General features: G+C 69.3%; 13 protein-coding genes and 1 pseudogene. 9 read left to right on the top strand and 5 right to left on the bottom strand.

Annotated elements, in window-relative coordinates:
- Nucleotides 1-145: pseudogene (locus MKL20_RS15585) on the bottom strand (EipB family protein); the annotation flags it as partial.
- 288 nt (nt 146-433) lie between these two features.
- On the opposite strand from MKL20_RS15585, the gene MKL20_RS15580 reads away from it, so the two are divergent.
- From MKL20_RS15580 to glp, 5 genes are read left to right on the top strand one after another with little or no spacing between them, the layout of a single operon-like run.
- Nucleotides 434-1,048 carry an anthranilate synthase component II gene (locus MKL20_RS15580; RefSeq protein WP_244037431.1) on the top strand — a complete coding sequence of 205 codons (615 nt, stop codon included), beginning with the start codon at nt 434-436 and terminating at the stop codon, nt 1,046-1,048.
- 35 nt (nt 1,049-1,083) lie between these two features.
- The gene (gene trpD / locus MKL20_RS15575) at nt 1,084-2,121 is read left to right on the top strand and encodes an anthranilate phosphoribosyltransferase (protein ID WP_244037423.1); all 1,038 of its coding nucleotides are present in this window, start codon (nt 1,084-1,086) and stop codon (nt 2,119-2,121) included.
- Entirely contained in the window at nt 2,118-2,996 is an 879-nt protein-coding gene (gene trpC, locus MKL20_RS15570) for an indole-3-glycerol phosphate synthase TrpC (RefSeq protein ID WP_244037422.1), read from the top strand. The genes trpD and trpC overlap by 4 nt, the downstream gene beginning before the upstream one ends.
- A 2-nt stretch (nt 2,997-2,998) precedes the next feature.
- Entirely contained in the window at nt 2,999-3,490 is a 492-nt protein-coding gene (gene moaC, locus MKL20_RS15565; protein WP_092043725.1) for a cyclic pyranopterin monophosphate synthase MoaC, read from the top strand.
- On the top strand, nt 3,487-4,716 hold the full coding sequence (gene glp, locus MKL20_RS15560) for a gephyrin-like molybdotransferase Glp (protein WP_244037421.1): 1,230 nt from the start codon (nt 3,487-3,489) through the stop codon (nt 4,714-4,716). The genes moaC and glp overlap by 4 nt, the downstream gene beginning before the upstream one ends.
- 4 nt (nt 4,717-4,720) lie before the next feature.
- On the opposite strand, the gene MKL20_RS15555 is transcribed toward glp, so the two are convergent.
- Nucleotides 4,721-6,499, bottom strand: coding sequence for a hypothetical protein (locus tag MKL20_RS15555; protein WP_244037420.1), 1,779 nt, complete (start codon nt 6,497-6,499; stop codon nt 4,721-4,723).
- Nucleotides 6,500-6,661: 162 nt separating this feature from the next.
- Here MKL20_RS15555 and MKL20_RS15550 point away from each other — a divergent pair, with 162 nt between their 5' ends.
- The 3 genes from MKL20_RS15550 to MKL20_RS15540 all read left to right on the top strand — a co-directional run bounded on the left by MKL20_RS15550 (nt 6,662) and on the right by MKL20_RS15540 (nt 10,026).
- Nucleotides 6,662-8,164: an NAD(P)/FAD-dependent oxidoreductase gene (locus tag MKL20_RS15550; RefSeq protein ID WP_244037419.1), complete on the top strand. Its 1,503-nt coding sequence runs from the start codon at nt 6,662-6,664 to the stop codon at nt 8,162-8,164.
- Between the two features lie 113 nt (nt 8,165-8,277).
- A complete protein-coding gene (locus MKL20_RS15545) occupies nt 8,278-9,561 on the top strand; it encodes a PQQ-dependent sugar dehydrogenase (RefSeq protein WP_244037418.1) in 1,284 nt (427 codons plus the stop codon).
- Between the two features lie 147 nt (nt 9,562-9,708).
- Nucleotides 9,709-10,026, top strand: a complete 318-nt coding sequence (locus MKL20_RS15540; RefSeq protein WP_244037417.1) for a c-type cytochrome — start codon at nt 9,709-9,711, stop codon at nt 10,024-10,026.
- A 229-nt stretch (nt 10,027-10,255) separates the two neighbouring features.
- On the opposite strand, the gene lepA is transcribed toward MKL20_RS15540, so the two are convergent.
- The 3 genes from lepA to MKL20_RS15525 all read right to left on the bottom strand — a co-directional run bounded on the left by lepA (nt 10,256) and on the right by MKL20_RS15525 (nt 13,331).
- Nucleotides 10,256-12,058: a translation elongation factor 4 gene (lepA, locus tag MKL20_RS15535; RefSeq protein WP_147853555.1), complete on the bottom strand. Its 1,803-nt coding sequence runs from the start codon at nt 12,056-12,058 to the stop codon at nt 10,256-10,258.
- Nucleotides 12,059-12,278: 220 nt separating this feature from the next.
- Nucleotides 12,279-12,515, bottom strand: a complete 237-nt coding sequence (locus tag MKL20_RS15530) for a hypothetical protein (protein WP_243966352.1) — start codon at nt 12,513-12,515, stop codon at nt 12,279-12,281.
- 21 nt (nt 12,516-12,536) lie between these two features.
- A complete protein-coding gene (locus MKL20_RS15525) occupies nt 12,537-13,331 on the bottom strand; it encodes a HugZ family protein (RefSeq protein WP_244037416.1) in 795 nt (264 codons plus the stop codon).
- 289 nt (nt 13,332-13,620) lie between these two features.
- Here MKL20_RS15525 and MKL20_RS15520 point away from each other — a divergent pair, with 289 nt between their 5' ends.
- Complete coding sequence (locus MKL20_RS15520) at nt 13,621-14,331, top strand: response regulator transcription factor (protein WP_092043734.1); 711 nt, start codon at nt 13,621-13,623, stop codon at nt 14,329-14,331.
- Nucleotides 14,332-14,333 lie beyond the last annotated feature (2 nt).

Here is a 14,333-nt window from a genome sequence, read left to right as displayed (position 1 = left end):
CGATGTCGAGGGCCGTCATGTCGCCCAGGATGGCGAACTCGCCGTAATCGAGCTTGAGCGCGCCGCTGACCCCGTTCTCGTAGAGATCGAAGCCGAGGGTGTAGATCGGCGTCCGCTCGCCCACCCCGGGCGTGTAGTAGCCAACGATCCGACAGTCGCCGCCGGCTCTGGGGTGGCCACCCCAGAGCCGGCATCCCTCGCGGGACAGGGGCAATCTGACATGATTCGCTAATACAAGGTACCGAAGCGCAGCGGAGGCCTCGAAGGAGCCCTCCAGCCGGCACCGCGATTCCTGGAGCCCTCCTTCGAGGCCCGCTGACGCGGGCACCTCAGGATGAGGTCTCAGGTTGGAACGACGCCCCGCGCGTCGCGCACGGTTGACCGTTCCGCCCCGAGCCGTCACATCGCCCTCATGCCCGAGCGTGCCGCCGCGATGCCCAACGTCCTCGTCATCGACAACTACGATTCCTTCACGTGGAATCTCGTGCACCTGATCGGCCCGCTCTGCGGCGCCATCGAGGTCGCCCGCAACGATGCGCTGACGGTGGCTGACATCCGCGCCAAGGCGCCGGACGCGATCGTGCTCTCGCCCGGCCCCTGCACGCCGAACGAAGCCGGCATCTGCCTCGACGTGGTGCGCGAACTCTCCGAAGACATCCCGATCTTCGGGGTCTGCCTCGGCCTGCAGGCGATCGGGCAGGCGTTCGGCGGCGACGTGATCCGGGCGCCGCTGCCGCTCCACGGCAAGGTCTCGACCATCCGGCACGGCGCCAGCGGTCTGTTCCGCGGCCTGAACGACAGCTTCGAGGCGACGCGCTACCATTCGCTGATCATCGACCGCGCCAGCTGCCCGGAGACCCTGCGGGTCACGGCGGAAGCCGACGGCCTGATCATGGGCGTGGAGCACGCGGAGCGGCCCCTGCACGGGGTGCAGTTCCATCCCGAGAGCATCCGGTCTCAGCACGGCACGGAGATCGTGAAGAATTTTCTGGATCTCGCCGCCGCCTGGAACGCGGCGCGTGACAGAGGCCGCCCCGACGTGCATTGACGCCGGACGGCCGGGGCGGCCTTCCGACAGAGCGCATGGACAGCTTCAGACCCCATCTCGCCAAGGTCGCCGGGGGCCTGGCCCTCGACCGCGCCGAGGCGCGCGCGGCCTTCGACGACCTGTTGTCGGGCGAGGTCACCCCCGTCCAGGCCGGCGCCTTCCTGGCCGCGCTCAAGGTGCGCGGCGAGACCGTCGAGGAGATCGTCGGCGCGGCCGAGGCGATGCGCGCCCGCATGACCCGGATCGCGGCGCCGGACAACGCCGTCGACGTGGTCGGCACCGGCGGCGATCATTCCGGCAGCGTCAACGTCTCGACGCTCGCCGCCATCCTGGTCGCGGCCAGCGGCGTGCCGGTGGCCAAGCACGGCAACCGCGCCGCGACCTCGCGCTCCGGCGCCGCCGACGTGCTGGCGGCGCTCGGCGTGAAGCTCGGGCTCGATGCCGAGGGGCAGGCGCGGTGCCTCTCCGAGGCCAATCTATGCTTCCTGTTCGCACAGGCCCATCACGGCGCCATGCGCCATGTCGCGGCGGTGCGCTCCGAATTGCCGGTGCGGACGATCTTCAACCTGCTGGGACCGCTCTGTAATCCGGCCGGCGTCGCCTACCAGCTGTTCGGCGTCGCGCAGGAGGCGCTGGCCGAGCCGCTGACGAAAGTGCTGGCGGAACTCGGCAGCCGCCGGGTCTGGACCGTCCACGGCTCCGACGGCCTCGACGAGATCACCGTCACCGGGCCGACCCGCGTGGTCGCTCTCGAGGACGGCCGTTTGTCCCGGTTCACCATCGATCCGCAGGAACTCGGCCTGACGCTGCGCGCGCCGGAAGACCTGCGCGGCGGCGATCCCGCCGACAATGCCCGGGCGCTCGAAGCCGTCCTGGCGGGTGCACGCAACGCCTACCGGGACATCGCCGTTCTCAATGCAGGCGCGGCCCTCGTCGTCGCGGGGGCGTCGTCGACCCTGGCGGAGGGGCTCGCGCGGGCGCAGGATGCCGTCGATTCCGGGGCGGCGCGAAAAACCCTCGCCCGCCTGGTCCGGGCCTCGAACGAACGCTCGAACGGGCAGGAGTGCCGATGAGCACGCTCACGCAGGATCCGGTGCCCCAAGCGGGGGCCGCCGAGGCACCCCCCGAGCGGCCCAACGTGCTGGCGCGGATCGAGGCCTACAAGCGCCGCGAGATCGCCGAGGCGAAGCTGCGGGTGCCGCTGGCGAAGCTGGAGCGGCGCGCCGCCCAGGCCGAGCCGGTGCGCGGTTTCGCGGCGGCGATCCGGACCCATCTCGCCGCCGGGCGGCCGGCCCTGATCGCCGAGGTGAAGAAGGCCTCGCCGTCGAAGGGCCTGATCCGGGAAGATTTCGCGCCGGCTATGCTGGCGGCCGCCTACGAGGCGGGCGGGGCCACCTGCCTCTCGGTTCTCACCGACGAGCCCTCGTTCCAAGGGCGCCCGGAATACCTCACCGAGGCGCGGGCGGCCTGCGGGCTGCCGGTCCTGCGCAAGGACTTCTTGTTCGAGCCCTATCAGGTCTACGAGGCGCGGGCCTGGGGCGCCGATTGCATCCTCGTCATCATGGCCTGCCTCGACGACGACGAGGCCGAGGCCCTGGTCGCCACCGCGCACGAACTCGACATGGACGTGCTGGTCGAGGTGCATGACGAGGCCGAGCTGGCGCGGGCGCTGCCGCTCGGCACCGCCCTGATCGGGATCAACAACCGCAACCTCAAGACCTTCGAGGTCTCGTTCGACACCGCGATCCGTCTCGGCCCGGGCATCCCGAAGGACCGGATCGCCGTGGCCGAGAGCGGCATCGGCGGCCATGCCGATGTCGAGCGGCTCCGGCAGCACGGCCTCGGCGTGGTCCTGGTCGGCGAGAGCCTGATGCGCCAGGCGGACGTGACCGAGGCGACTCGGGCGCTGCTGTTCGGCGAGGCCGGCAAGGCCAAGAAGAAGGGCTGAGCATGGAGCCCGGTTCGACGCTCACCCATCTCGATACTAGCGGCGCGGCCAACATGGTCGACGTCACCGACAAGCCCGCCACCGACCGGACCGCCCGGGCCGAGGGCAGCGTGGTGATGCGGCCCGAGACCCTGGCGCTGATCCGCGAGGGCGACGCCAAGAAGGGCGACGTGATCGGCACCGCCCGGCTCGCCGGGATCATGGCGGCCAAGCGCACCCACGAGCTGATCCCGCTCTGCCACCCGCTGCTGCTCTCGAAGGTGCGGGTGGAGTGCGAGTTGGACGCGGCGCTGCCGGGACTGCGCATCGCCGCCGAGGTGCGGGTCCAGGGGCCGACCGGCGTCGAGATGGAGGCGCTGACCGCCGTCTCGGTGGCGTGCCTGACGGTCTACGACATGGTGAAGGCGGTGGATCGCGGCATGCGGATTGAGGGCATCCGGCTCGTCGCCAAGGATGGCGGCCGCTCCGGCGCCTACCGGGCGCCCGAGGCATGAGCGGCCTGATCCCGGTCGCCGAGGCGCTGGCGCGGGTCCTGGCGAGCGTGCCAGGTCCGGTCGAGGCCGAAACCGTTCCCCTGGCTCAAGCTGCCGGTCGGACGCTCGCGGCCGATGTCGCTGCCGCCCGCACGCAGCCGCCGTTTCCGGCCTCCGCCATGGATGGCTACGCGGTACGCTTCGCCGACGCGTCTGCTGTCGGCGCGAGCCTGCGGCTGATCGGGACCAGCGCGGCTGGGCACGGCTTCTCCGGCCACATCGGCCCTGGTGAGGCGGTGCGGATCTTCACCGGCGCGCCGGTGCCGGAGGGCGCCGACGCGATCCTGATCCAGGAGGACGCGGAAGCCGAAGGCGAGACCGTCCGGGTTATGGAGGGAGTCGAAAAAAATCGCTTCATCCGTCGGGCCGGGCTCGACTTCACCGCCGGTGAGACTCTGCTGGTCGCGGGCATGACTCTCGACGCGCGCCGCCTGGCGCTGGCGGCGGCGGCCGGGCATCCGCGCCTGTCGGTCCGGCGCCGGCCGCGCGTGGCGATCCTCGCCACCGGCGACGAGCTGGTGGAGCCCGGCGCCGCGCCGGCCTGGGACCAGATCGTCGCCTCGAACAGCCTGGCGCTGGCCGCACTATCCGCCGAGGCGGGCGCAGAGATCATCGATCTCGGCATCGTTGCGGACGATCACGGCGCTTTGGAAGACGCCTTCCGCCGCGCCCGCGAGGCCCGGGCCGACCTGCTGGTGACGCTGGGCGGCGCCTCGGTCGGCGACCACGACCTCGTGCAGGCGGCGCTCGCCAAGGAGGGGCTGGAACTCGGCTTCTGGCGGGTGGCGCTCCGGCCGGGCAAGCCGCTGATGCAGGGGCGCCTCGGCGCCATGCAGGTGATCGGCCTGCCGGGGAATCCGGTCTCGTCGATCGTTTGCGGGCTGCTGTTCGTGGTGCCGGCGATCCGGGCGCTCCAGGGCGATCCCCAGGCCGGCGCCGACCGGAGCGAACCGGCCACCCTCGGCCGCGACCTGCCGGCCAATGACGGCCGTGCCGACTACATGCGCGCGAGCCTCGCGATCGAGCCCGGTCGGCTGCCGGTGGCGTCGCCCGAGCAGCGCCAGGATTCCTCGATGTTGGCGGTGCTCGGACGCGCGGAAGCGCTGCTGATCCGCGCGCCGCACGAGCCGGCCGCGAAGGCGGGCGACCCGTGCCGGATCATCCGGCTGGACCGCCGGCTGCTCTGAAAACTCACCGCACCACGCGCCAGACCTCCAGGGGGCCGGGCAGCGCCACGGGCTCCAGCCGGTCGGTGTGAACTTCGCCGCGGGCGAGCCGGGTCGCGAAAGCCGGCTCGGCCTGGAGGTCGTCGGCGGGCCGGGACGGGCAAGCCACCAGGTAGCGGACCCGGAAGGCATCGAGCATCCGGTCGAGATCCGCTTGCGTTCCGCCCAGGCCCTCGATCGCCGCGGTGAGCCCCGGGATCGCCCGGTGATAGGGCGCGGCCACGATCGTGTGCGGCGTGCGCAGCAGGATCGACGGCCCCAAGAAGATCGGCGCCAGCACGGTTCCGGCCGGAAGCGCCGCCAGGGGACGCACGGCGGCGTCGCCCTGGCACGCGAGGGCGCCGGCCGGATCGGGGGCCGTCCGCGAGGCCGGGGCGAGCCATTCGCCCAGCCCCGCCGTTGCCAGCCAGAGCGTGCTGATCAGGCAGCCGCCGAGAGCGAGAGCACCCCAGCGGCGAAGGCCGGCTCCGGGTGCGGCGGCGAACGTCAGCGCGCGGTCGATCACCGGCCCCGCCACCAGCGGCACGAAGCCAGAGGCGATGTAGAGCCCGCGGAACTGGAAGATGCCGAGGATCAGACCGGGCCACAGGAACAAAGCCGTCACCGACCAGGCCCGTCGCTGCGTGCCGCGCCAAGCCATCCACGTTGCCGCCAGCGTTGCGAGCAGGATCACCGGATAGAAGATCAGCATCTCCCAGCGCCCCTGGGCGATGGATTTCGGCAGCGAGGCCATCTCGTTGACGGTGAGCAGCCAATGGTCCCGGACCAGGGCCGGCATGCCCGGAAATGGCCCGTCCAGGCAGACCGGGAAGGCGCGGGCGAAGCCGCCGATCAGGAGGACGCCACAGAGGGCAGCCAGGGCGATGCGTGATCCGGGCGTTGCAAGACGGCGCCCGAGCGCGGCCGCCGCCAACGCGAAGCCGAGGCCGCCGGCGGCCAGCCACAGCCAGGGCGGCGAGAGGGCGTCACAATGCGTCGCGGTCCAGAGGGCAGGGGCCGTCTGCGCAGCGAACAGGAGCGGCGCTCCGAGCCCGAGGCCCAGCCCGAAGCCCGCGAGGCAGGGGAGGGCGGGGCGTCCGCGCCAGCACCAGTCGCCGGCAAGGTAGAGGGCGGCGAGCGCCAGATAGGGCAGTCCTTCGAGGCCCACCGCCAGCGACAGCGCCGCCAGTCCACCGCCGATGAGGCCGGCGCGAAAGCCGCCGCTGATCAGGCAGAGGGCGAGGCCCAGCATCGCCAGGATCTGCACGTTGTGATGATCGACCCGGCCCGGCTGGAACTGGATGGCGATGCCAAAGGTCTGCGTCGCCGCCAGCACCGCCAGGATCGCCGCGCGATCCCCGAAACTCTGCCGCACACCGCGATAGAGCAGGGCGCAGAACAGCCCGAACAGCAGCATCGGCCAGAAGGCGGCAATCAGCCCCTCGGCGAGCGACCGGCCGGCCAGCGGCGTCAGGGCCCAGATCAGCCCCGTGATCGGCGCGTCCACGAGGCGTGACCAGTGGCTCGCGACGCCCTCGGGCGCGAGGAAGCGATATTGGGTGTTGTCGTACCAGCCCTGGCCGGCCAGGAGGTCGCGCACTTCGACCAGCCGCATGGCGTCGTCGGTATCGGGCACGCGCAGGTGCCGGATCGTGTCCCAGATGTCCTGCGGCGCGTGCATCGTCGCGAGCGACAGGACGACGAGCAGCCACAGGAAGGCGCGGGTGTCGATCCGTGCCGGCGAGGCGGCGGCCGCGGGCGGCATCGTTGCGGGTTCCCGGACGCGCCGCGATCCGGCGCGGGATGAAGGGTGCGCGCACCGGCTTAATGGCCGGTCAATCGACCGTAAGGCGGTTCCTTAACCATCCGACCGCAATCTCCGCGCGAGCCGGTCGGGATCCGGCCGCGACGGCAGCCGGAGCAGGGGATGAGCCACCACACCGAGACGCTGGTGATCGGCGCGGGGCCGGCCGGTCTCACGGCCGCTTACCTGCTGTCGAAGCAGGGGCGGTCGGTCACTGTTCTGGAGCGGGATCCGGCGCAGGTCGGCGGGATCTCGCGCACCGTCTCGCATAACGGCTACCTGTTCGATATCGGCGGCCACCGGTTCTTCTCGAAGTCCAAGGCGGTGGTCGATCTCTGGGACGAGATCCTGCCCAACGATTTCATCGAGCGGCCACGGCTGTCGCGGATCTACTATCGCGGCAAGTACTACGCCTATCCGCTTAAGGCCTTCGAGGCGCTGCGCAATCTGGGTGTCTTCACCAGCGCGGCCTGCGTCGCGTCCTACCTGTATGCCCGCATGAAGCCGGTGCGCGACCCGAAAAACTTCCACGCCTGGGTGCGCAACCAGTTCGGCGAGCGCCTGTTCTCGATCTTCTTCAAGACCTACACCGAGAAGGTGTGGGGTATGTCCTGCGACGCGATCTCGGCGGATTGGGCGGCCCAGCGCATCAAGGGTCTCGATCTCGGCTCGGCGATCCGCGACGGCCTCAAGCGCTCGCTCGGCCTGCGCAAGGCGCCGAAGGCCGGCGGCCCGGTGATCAAGACGCTGATCGAGTCGTTCCGCTATCCCCGCCGCGGCCCCGGCATGATGTGGGAGGCGGCCGCCGCCAAGATCCAGGCGCAGGGCGGGCGCGTGATCCTCGACCGCGGCGTCGATTCCCTCAGCTATGATTCCGGCACCGGCATCTGGACGGTGGCGGCCCGCAGCGCCGACGGCAGCCGCGAGACCTTCACGGCCCGGCACGTGATCTCGTCCGCGCCGGTGCGAGAAATGGTGGATTCGATCCGCCCGCGCCCGCTCAGCACCTTCAACGCACGGTCCCTCAAGTACCGCGACTTCCTCACCGTCGCGCTCATCGCAAAATCCCACAAGAATTTCCCGGATAACTGGATCTACATCCACGATCCGTCGGTGCAGGTCGGGCGGGTGCAGAACTTCCGTTCCTGGTCGCCCGAGATGGTGCCGGACGAAGATCACACCTGCCTCGGCCTCGAATATTTCTGCTTCGAGGGCGACGGGCTCTGGACCGCCTCGGACGACGAGCTGGTGGCTCTGGCCAAGCGCGAGATCGGCCAGATCGGCCTGATCGACCCGGCCGACGTGGTCGATGCCTGCGTGGTCCGGCAGCCCAAGGCCTATCCGGTCTACGACGAGGATTATGCCGGCCACGTCGTCACCGTGCGGCGGGAGTTGGAGCGGGATTTCCCGAGCCTGCACCTCGTCGGCCGCAACGGCATGCACAAGTACAACAACCAGGACCACGCGATGATGACCGCGATGCTGACCGTGGAAAACATCCTCTGCGGCCGGCGCCGGCACGACGTCTGGCAGGTCAACGAGGACGCGGAATACACCGAGTCCGGCGTGTCCGGCGCCCAGGCCGCGCTGGGCAGCGAGCGGCTCGTCCCGCGCAAGGTCGCCTGACACGCGACAGGTGCGGACGCGCGTCACCGCCGCAACTTGCCCGCCCGCTCGGGTCGTCTATGTCCGATCCGGAACCGCCCGAACCCAAGGGCGGCCGGGAGGATTTTTCGACGATGCGATCGCTGATCATCGCTGCGCTCTGGGCGGGTGTCGCCATGCCCGCCATCGCCGTGCCGGCCCTCGCGCAGGGCGCGGCGCCGGCCGAGACCAAGTCCAAGGCCGACGACCTGGAGAAGCTCCAGGGCATGCGCAGCACCGACACCCAGGCCGCCCCCGAGATCCCGCAAAGCGGCCGCCGCGCCGATGCGATCCGCAAGACACTCGGCAAGATCAAGCTGCCCGAGGGCTTCAAGATCGATCTCTACGCCGTGGTGCCGGATGCCCGCGCCATCGCGGTCGGCCCGAATGCCGGCGTGCTGTTCGTCGGCACCCGCAAGACCAAGGTCTACACGGTCACCGACCGCGACAAGGACCGGGTCGCCGACGAGGTCCGCGCCTTCGCGCCGGGCATCACCTTCAAGATCCCCAACGGCGTCTGCTTCTCGAAGGACGGCGTGCTCACCGTCGTCGAGCAGAATCGGGTCCTCGCCTTCCCGGCCGCCGAGTTTTTTTATGAGAATCCGGATGTCGCCGCCGGCATTCTCGTGAAGGAGGGCGCGCTCATTCCGGCCGCGGAAGAGAGCTTCAACCACACCGCCCGGGTCTGCCGGGTCGGGGCCGACGGCAAGACCTACATCGCGCTCGGCCAGCCCTACAACGTGCCGCCGGCCGAGAAGATGGACCTGTACCGGAAGGCCGGCATCGGCGGCATCATCCGGATCGATGCCGACGGCAAGAACCGCGAGGTCTACGCCACCGGCATCCGCAACTCGGTGGGCATGGATTTCGCCACCGACAAATCGCTCTGGTTCACCGACAACCAAGTCGACGGCATGGGTGACGACAAGCCGCCGGGCGAGCTGAACCACGCCATCAAGGCCGGCGAGAATTTTGGCTTCCCCTGGTATGGCGGCGGCGCGATCCGCACCGTCGAGTACAAGGACCAGACCCCGCCCGCCGACGCGGTCGCTCCGGTGGCCGAATTGCCGCCCCACGCGGCCGATCTCGGCATGACCTTCTACAACGGCAAGCAGTTCCCGGCCTCGTACAAGGGCGGGATCTTCATCGCCGAGCACGGCTCCTGGAACCGCACCGAGCCGGTGGGCGCCCGGCTGATGTTCGCCCCCATGGGGGCGGACGGAAAGCTCGGCGCGGTCAAGCCGTTCGCGGAAGGCTGGCTGACCGGCGACGGCGAGTATCTCGGCCGCCCGGTGGACGTGGCGGTGATGCTCGACGGCTCCCTGCTGGTCTCGGACGATGCCGCCGGGGCGATCTACCGGATCTCCTACGAGAAATAAGGGCGCTCTTCCCTCCCCCTTGCGGGGAGGGATCGAGGGTGGGGGTGGTGCAGATGGCACCGCACCGCTCCATCTTGCGCCACCCCCACCTCCAACTCCTCCCCGCAAGGGGGAGGAGAGTTGTGTCGCGCATTCCGAGCCCCGCCGATGATCCGCCCACTTCTCCTTCTCGCCGCGACCCTCGTCCCGCTCTCGGCCCAGGCCGGCGACGCCGCCCTCGGGCGCAAGAAGGCCACCGCCTGCCAGACCTGCCACGGGATGGACGGGCTCTCGAAGCTGCCGGAGGCGCCGAACCTCGCCGGCCAGGTCGAGCCCTACCTGGTGAAGGCGCTCAGCGAGTACCGCGACGGCAAGCGGCAGAACGAGATCATGAACGTGGTCGCCAAGGAGCTGTCGGATGCCGACATCGCGAACTTGGCGGCGTACTATGCCGGTATCCAGATTGACGTGCTGCCGCCGGGGTAGGAGCTTCTCCGGCGCTCCACACCGTCATTGCGAGCGCAGCGAAGCAACCCAGGGCAGCGCGCGATCGCAAACCGTGGCGTTTCCCTGGGTTGCTTCGCTCCGCTCGCAATGACGGGAACGGCCGTTTTCAGTTCTAAAACCGGTCGTTACGTCCGAACGCGGAGACGAGCCCCCCGTGTCTCCCTCCCCACAAGTGAGGGAGGGAAGCACGCATCACGAATGCAACGCTTCAATCGTCCATCTTCAGCGCCGCAATGAACGCCTCCTGCGGGATCTCCACGCGCCCGAATTGGCGCATCTTCTTCTTGCCTTCCTTCTGCTTGTCCAACAGCTTGCGCTTGCGCGAGATGTCGCCGCCGTAGCACTTGGCGGTGACGTCCTTGGACAGGGCCTTGATCGTCTCGCGGGCGATGATCTTGCCGCCGATCGCCGCCTGGACCGGAATCTGGAACAGGTGGCGGGGGATCAGGTCCTTCAGCTTCTCGCACATGGCCCGGCCGCGCGATTCGGCGCGGGTGCGGTGGACCAGCATCGACAGGGCGTCCACCGGCTCGGCGTTGACGAGCAGCGACATCTTCACGAGGTCGCCCTCGCGGTAGTCGGAGACGTGGTAGTCGAACGAGGCGTAGCCCTTCGAGATCGATTTCAGACGGTCGTAGAAATCGAACACCACTTCGTTCAACGGCAGGTCGTAGACCACCATGGCGCGCTTGCCGACGTAGTTGAGATCGATCTGGACGCCGCGGCGGTCCTGGCAGAGCTTGAGCACGCCGCCGAGATACTCGTCGGGGGTCAGGATCGTGGCGCGGATCCAGGGCTCCTCGATCAGCTCGATCTTCATCACGTCCGGCATGTCGGCCGGGTTGTGCAACTCCTTGAGCGTGCCGTCGCGCATCTTCAGCCGGTAGACCACCGAGGGTGCGGTGGAGATCAGGTCGAGGTTGAACTCGCGCTCCAGCCGCTCCTGGATGATCTCCAGGTGCAGCAGGCCCAAAAAGCCACAGCGGAAGCCGAAGCCCAACGCGGCCGAGCTCTCCATCTCGTAGGAGAACGACGCGTCGTTGAGCCGGAGCCGGCCCATGGCCGCGCGCAGGTTCTCGAACTCGGCGGCGTCAACCGGGAACAGGCCGCAGAACACCACCGCCTGGACTTCCTTAAAGCCCGGCAGCATCGAGGTGGTCTGGCGCTTATCCTCGGTGATCGTGTCGCCGACGCGAGTGTCGGCGACCTCCTTGATCGACCCGGTGAAGAAGCCGACTTCGCCGGGGCCGAGTTCGCCGATCTCAGCCATCTTCGGGCGGAACACGCCGATGCGGTCGACGCCGTGGACCGCATCGGCGCCCATCATCCGGATGGTCATGCCCTTCTTGAGCACGCCGTCGATGATGCGCACCAGCACGACGACGCCGAGATAGGCGTCGTACCAGCTGTCCACCAGCAGGGCCTTCAACGGCGCGCTCCGGTCGCCCTTGGGCGGCGGCAGGCGGGTCACGATCGCCTCGAGCACCGCCTCGATGTTGAGGCCGGTCTTGGCCGAGATCGGCACGGCGTTGGAGGCGTCGAGGCCGATCACCTCCTCGATCTGCTCCTTCACGCGCTCGGGCTCGGCAGCCGGCAGGTCGACCTTGTTGAGGACCGGGACGATCTCGTGGTTGGCGTCGAGCGCCTGGTAGACGTTGGCCAGCGTCTGCGCCTCGACGCCCTGGGAGGCGTCCACCACCAGAAGGGAGCCCTCGCAGGCGGCCAGCGACCGCGACACCTCGTAGGCGAAGTCCACGTGGCCGGGCGTGTCCATCAGGTTGAGGATGTAATCCTTGCCATCCTCGGCCCGGTATTCCAGGCGCACCGTCTGCGCCTTGATGGTGATGCCGCGCTCCTTCTCGATATCCATCGAGTCGAGCATCTGCTCGCTCATGTCGCGCAAGGCCACGGTGCCGGTGGCCTGGATCAACCGGTCCGCCAGGGTCGACTTGCCGTGGTCGATATGCGCGACGATCGAGAAGTTGCGGATGTTGTCGATCGGGGTTGTCATCGGCATTCCGTTCGGGCGCGCGACGGCGCGCACCGTCTGACGTCAGGGCGTGTTCGGTAGGATCGGCTCACGCGCGAGATAGCAGCGCCGCGGGAACGCGCCAAGCGCGCCGGCAACCGCCCTGCGGTCGAGCCGGAACAAACGACGAGACGGGAGCCGGAACGATCCAGCCCCCGCCTGTCGGCAACGTCCCGCCGGTTCCGGCGGATTTCCGATGCGATCAGCGACCGCGGTCGCGGATCAGGCGCTCGATCTCGGCCTCGCCGTGGGTCCGCGCCTTCGACTCGGTCGGGTGCTTCCGGTCCGAGCGCTGATGCAGCTTGCCGTGCTTGCGGATGCTCCACTGGAACATCGACCCGCTCTCGCCGACCGGCTGCACATCGAGGCTGAAAGGATAGGTGTCTGTCTGTGTGTCGCTCATCGCGCGGATATGGTGCACCGGGCGATGCTTCGCCATGCCTGAGCGCGATCTCCCGCGTTACGTTTCTGCCGTACCGCCACCACCCCCGCGCACCTGCGCGGCCATGGCGACCAGGCTTTTGCGCAGGGCGCCCATATCGGTGACCCGCTCCGGATAGACGACCCGCGCCGTCCGTTCGCCGGCCATCAGATCCATGCCCTCCGGGTCGAGCCCGGTCAGGCGCCAGGGCAGCCCGGCCTCGGCGCCGGCCGCGGCGGCGTAGAGAGCCAGAGCATCGGCATGGTCGGCGTTCATGTGCTCGACCGCCCCGCGCTCGCCCGCCGCAAGGGCGTCCGCCCCAGTCAGGTCGAGGAGCAGTTCTTCGCGGGTCAGCGTCGCGGCCTTCGCGAAACCGCCATTGAGGTGGCCGGCCTTCGCAGACAATGCGAAGAACCCGAAATCCGGAAAGTCGGCGTAGAGCTTCGCCTTCGGATGGCGCGCCAGGAACCGCTCCCGCGCCCGCGCCTCGTTCGTCTGGACGGCCTCGCCGACCACGGTGAGCCGCGGATGCGCCAGCGGATCGCCCTTGCCGCCCTGCGAGAACAGAAGCGAGCAGCGCGGATCGGCCAGCAGGTTTCGGGTATGCGCCGAGAGCCGCGACAACAGCATCAGCGGCGTGCCGTCCTGGTCGGTGGCGATGGTGACCAGCGAGGCGAACGGCGTTCCCTCCTGGTCGAGGGTCGCCAGCGCGCCGGAGCGGATGCTCCGCAGCAGCATCCGGGACAACCCGATGGCGTCGAACGGCGCGTCCGCTGCGGGAAGCGGGCGGGCCGGCTCGCGCTGTTCCGACGCACCTGTGCTCACGTCCGCCATCGAATCCCTCCCGTTTCGAACCGCCGCCACAATCGCGCGCCATGGTAGCGATGCCGTAGCCGGCGCACGAGCGCCGCGGCCCGCGTCAGATCGGCCTTTACGGCCAAGCTATGACCGCCGCTCGCTTTTTCCGATCGACCGTACTAAAGCACCTGTCCCGTTGCGCGAACCGGGCGGCGCCGACACCGGCCTGGTTCGCACGTCCGCCTGCCCCTCGGGGGCCGGGGTGAAGCGCGGCCCGCGCGAACAGCCGGGACCGCGCTTGAGCCCGTTCATTCAGGGATCGCGCATGCCAACCATCGCCCTCGTCGACGACGACCGGAACATTCTCACCTCCGTGTCGATCGCGCTTGAGACCGAAGGCTACCGCATCCAGACCTACACCGACGGCGCCTCCGCCCTCGACGGTCTGCGGCACTCCCCGCCGGACCTCGCGATCTTCGACATCAAGATGCCGCGCATGGACGGGATGGAGCTTCTCCGACGCCTGCGGCAGAAATCGGACCTTCCGGTGATCTTTCTGACCTCGAAGGACGAGGAGATCGACGAATTGTTCGGTCTCAAGATGGGCGCGGACGATTTCATCCATAAACCGTTCTCGCAGCGCCTGCTGGTCGAGCGGGTCAAGGCGGTGCTGCGGCGCTTCGCCAAGGAGCCGGCCGGGTCCACCCCGCGGGGTGAGGCCGAGGTCGCGGCCCGGTCTCTGGAGCGCGGCTCGCTCATGATGGATCCCGAGCGCCACACCTGTACCTGGAAGGGCGAGCCGGTGACGCTCACCGTCACGGAGTTCCTGATCCTCCAGGCGCTCGCCCATCGCCCCGGCGTCGTGAAGAGCCGGAACGCCCTGATGGATGCGGCCTATGACGACCAAGTCTATGTCGACGACCGCACCATCGACAGCCACATCAAGCGCCTGCGCAAGAAGTTCAAAGTGACCGACCAGAGCTTCGACATGATCGAGACGCTCTACGGCGTCGGCTACCGGTTCAAGGAGGCGTGATC

This window comes from Methylobacterium sp. E-066 (assembly GCF_022829635.1).
Lineage (GTDB): Bacteria > Pseudomonadota > Alphaproteobacteria > Rhizobiales > Beijerinckiaceae > Methylobacterium.
The sequence above is the reverse complement of the archived record's forward strand: the minus strand, read 5'-3'. Positions and strand labels throughout refer to the sequence as shown.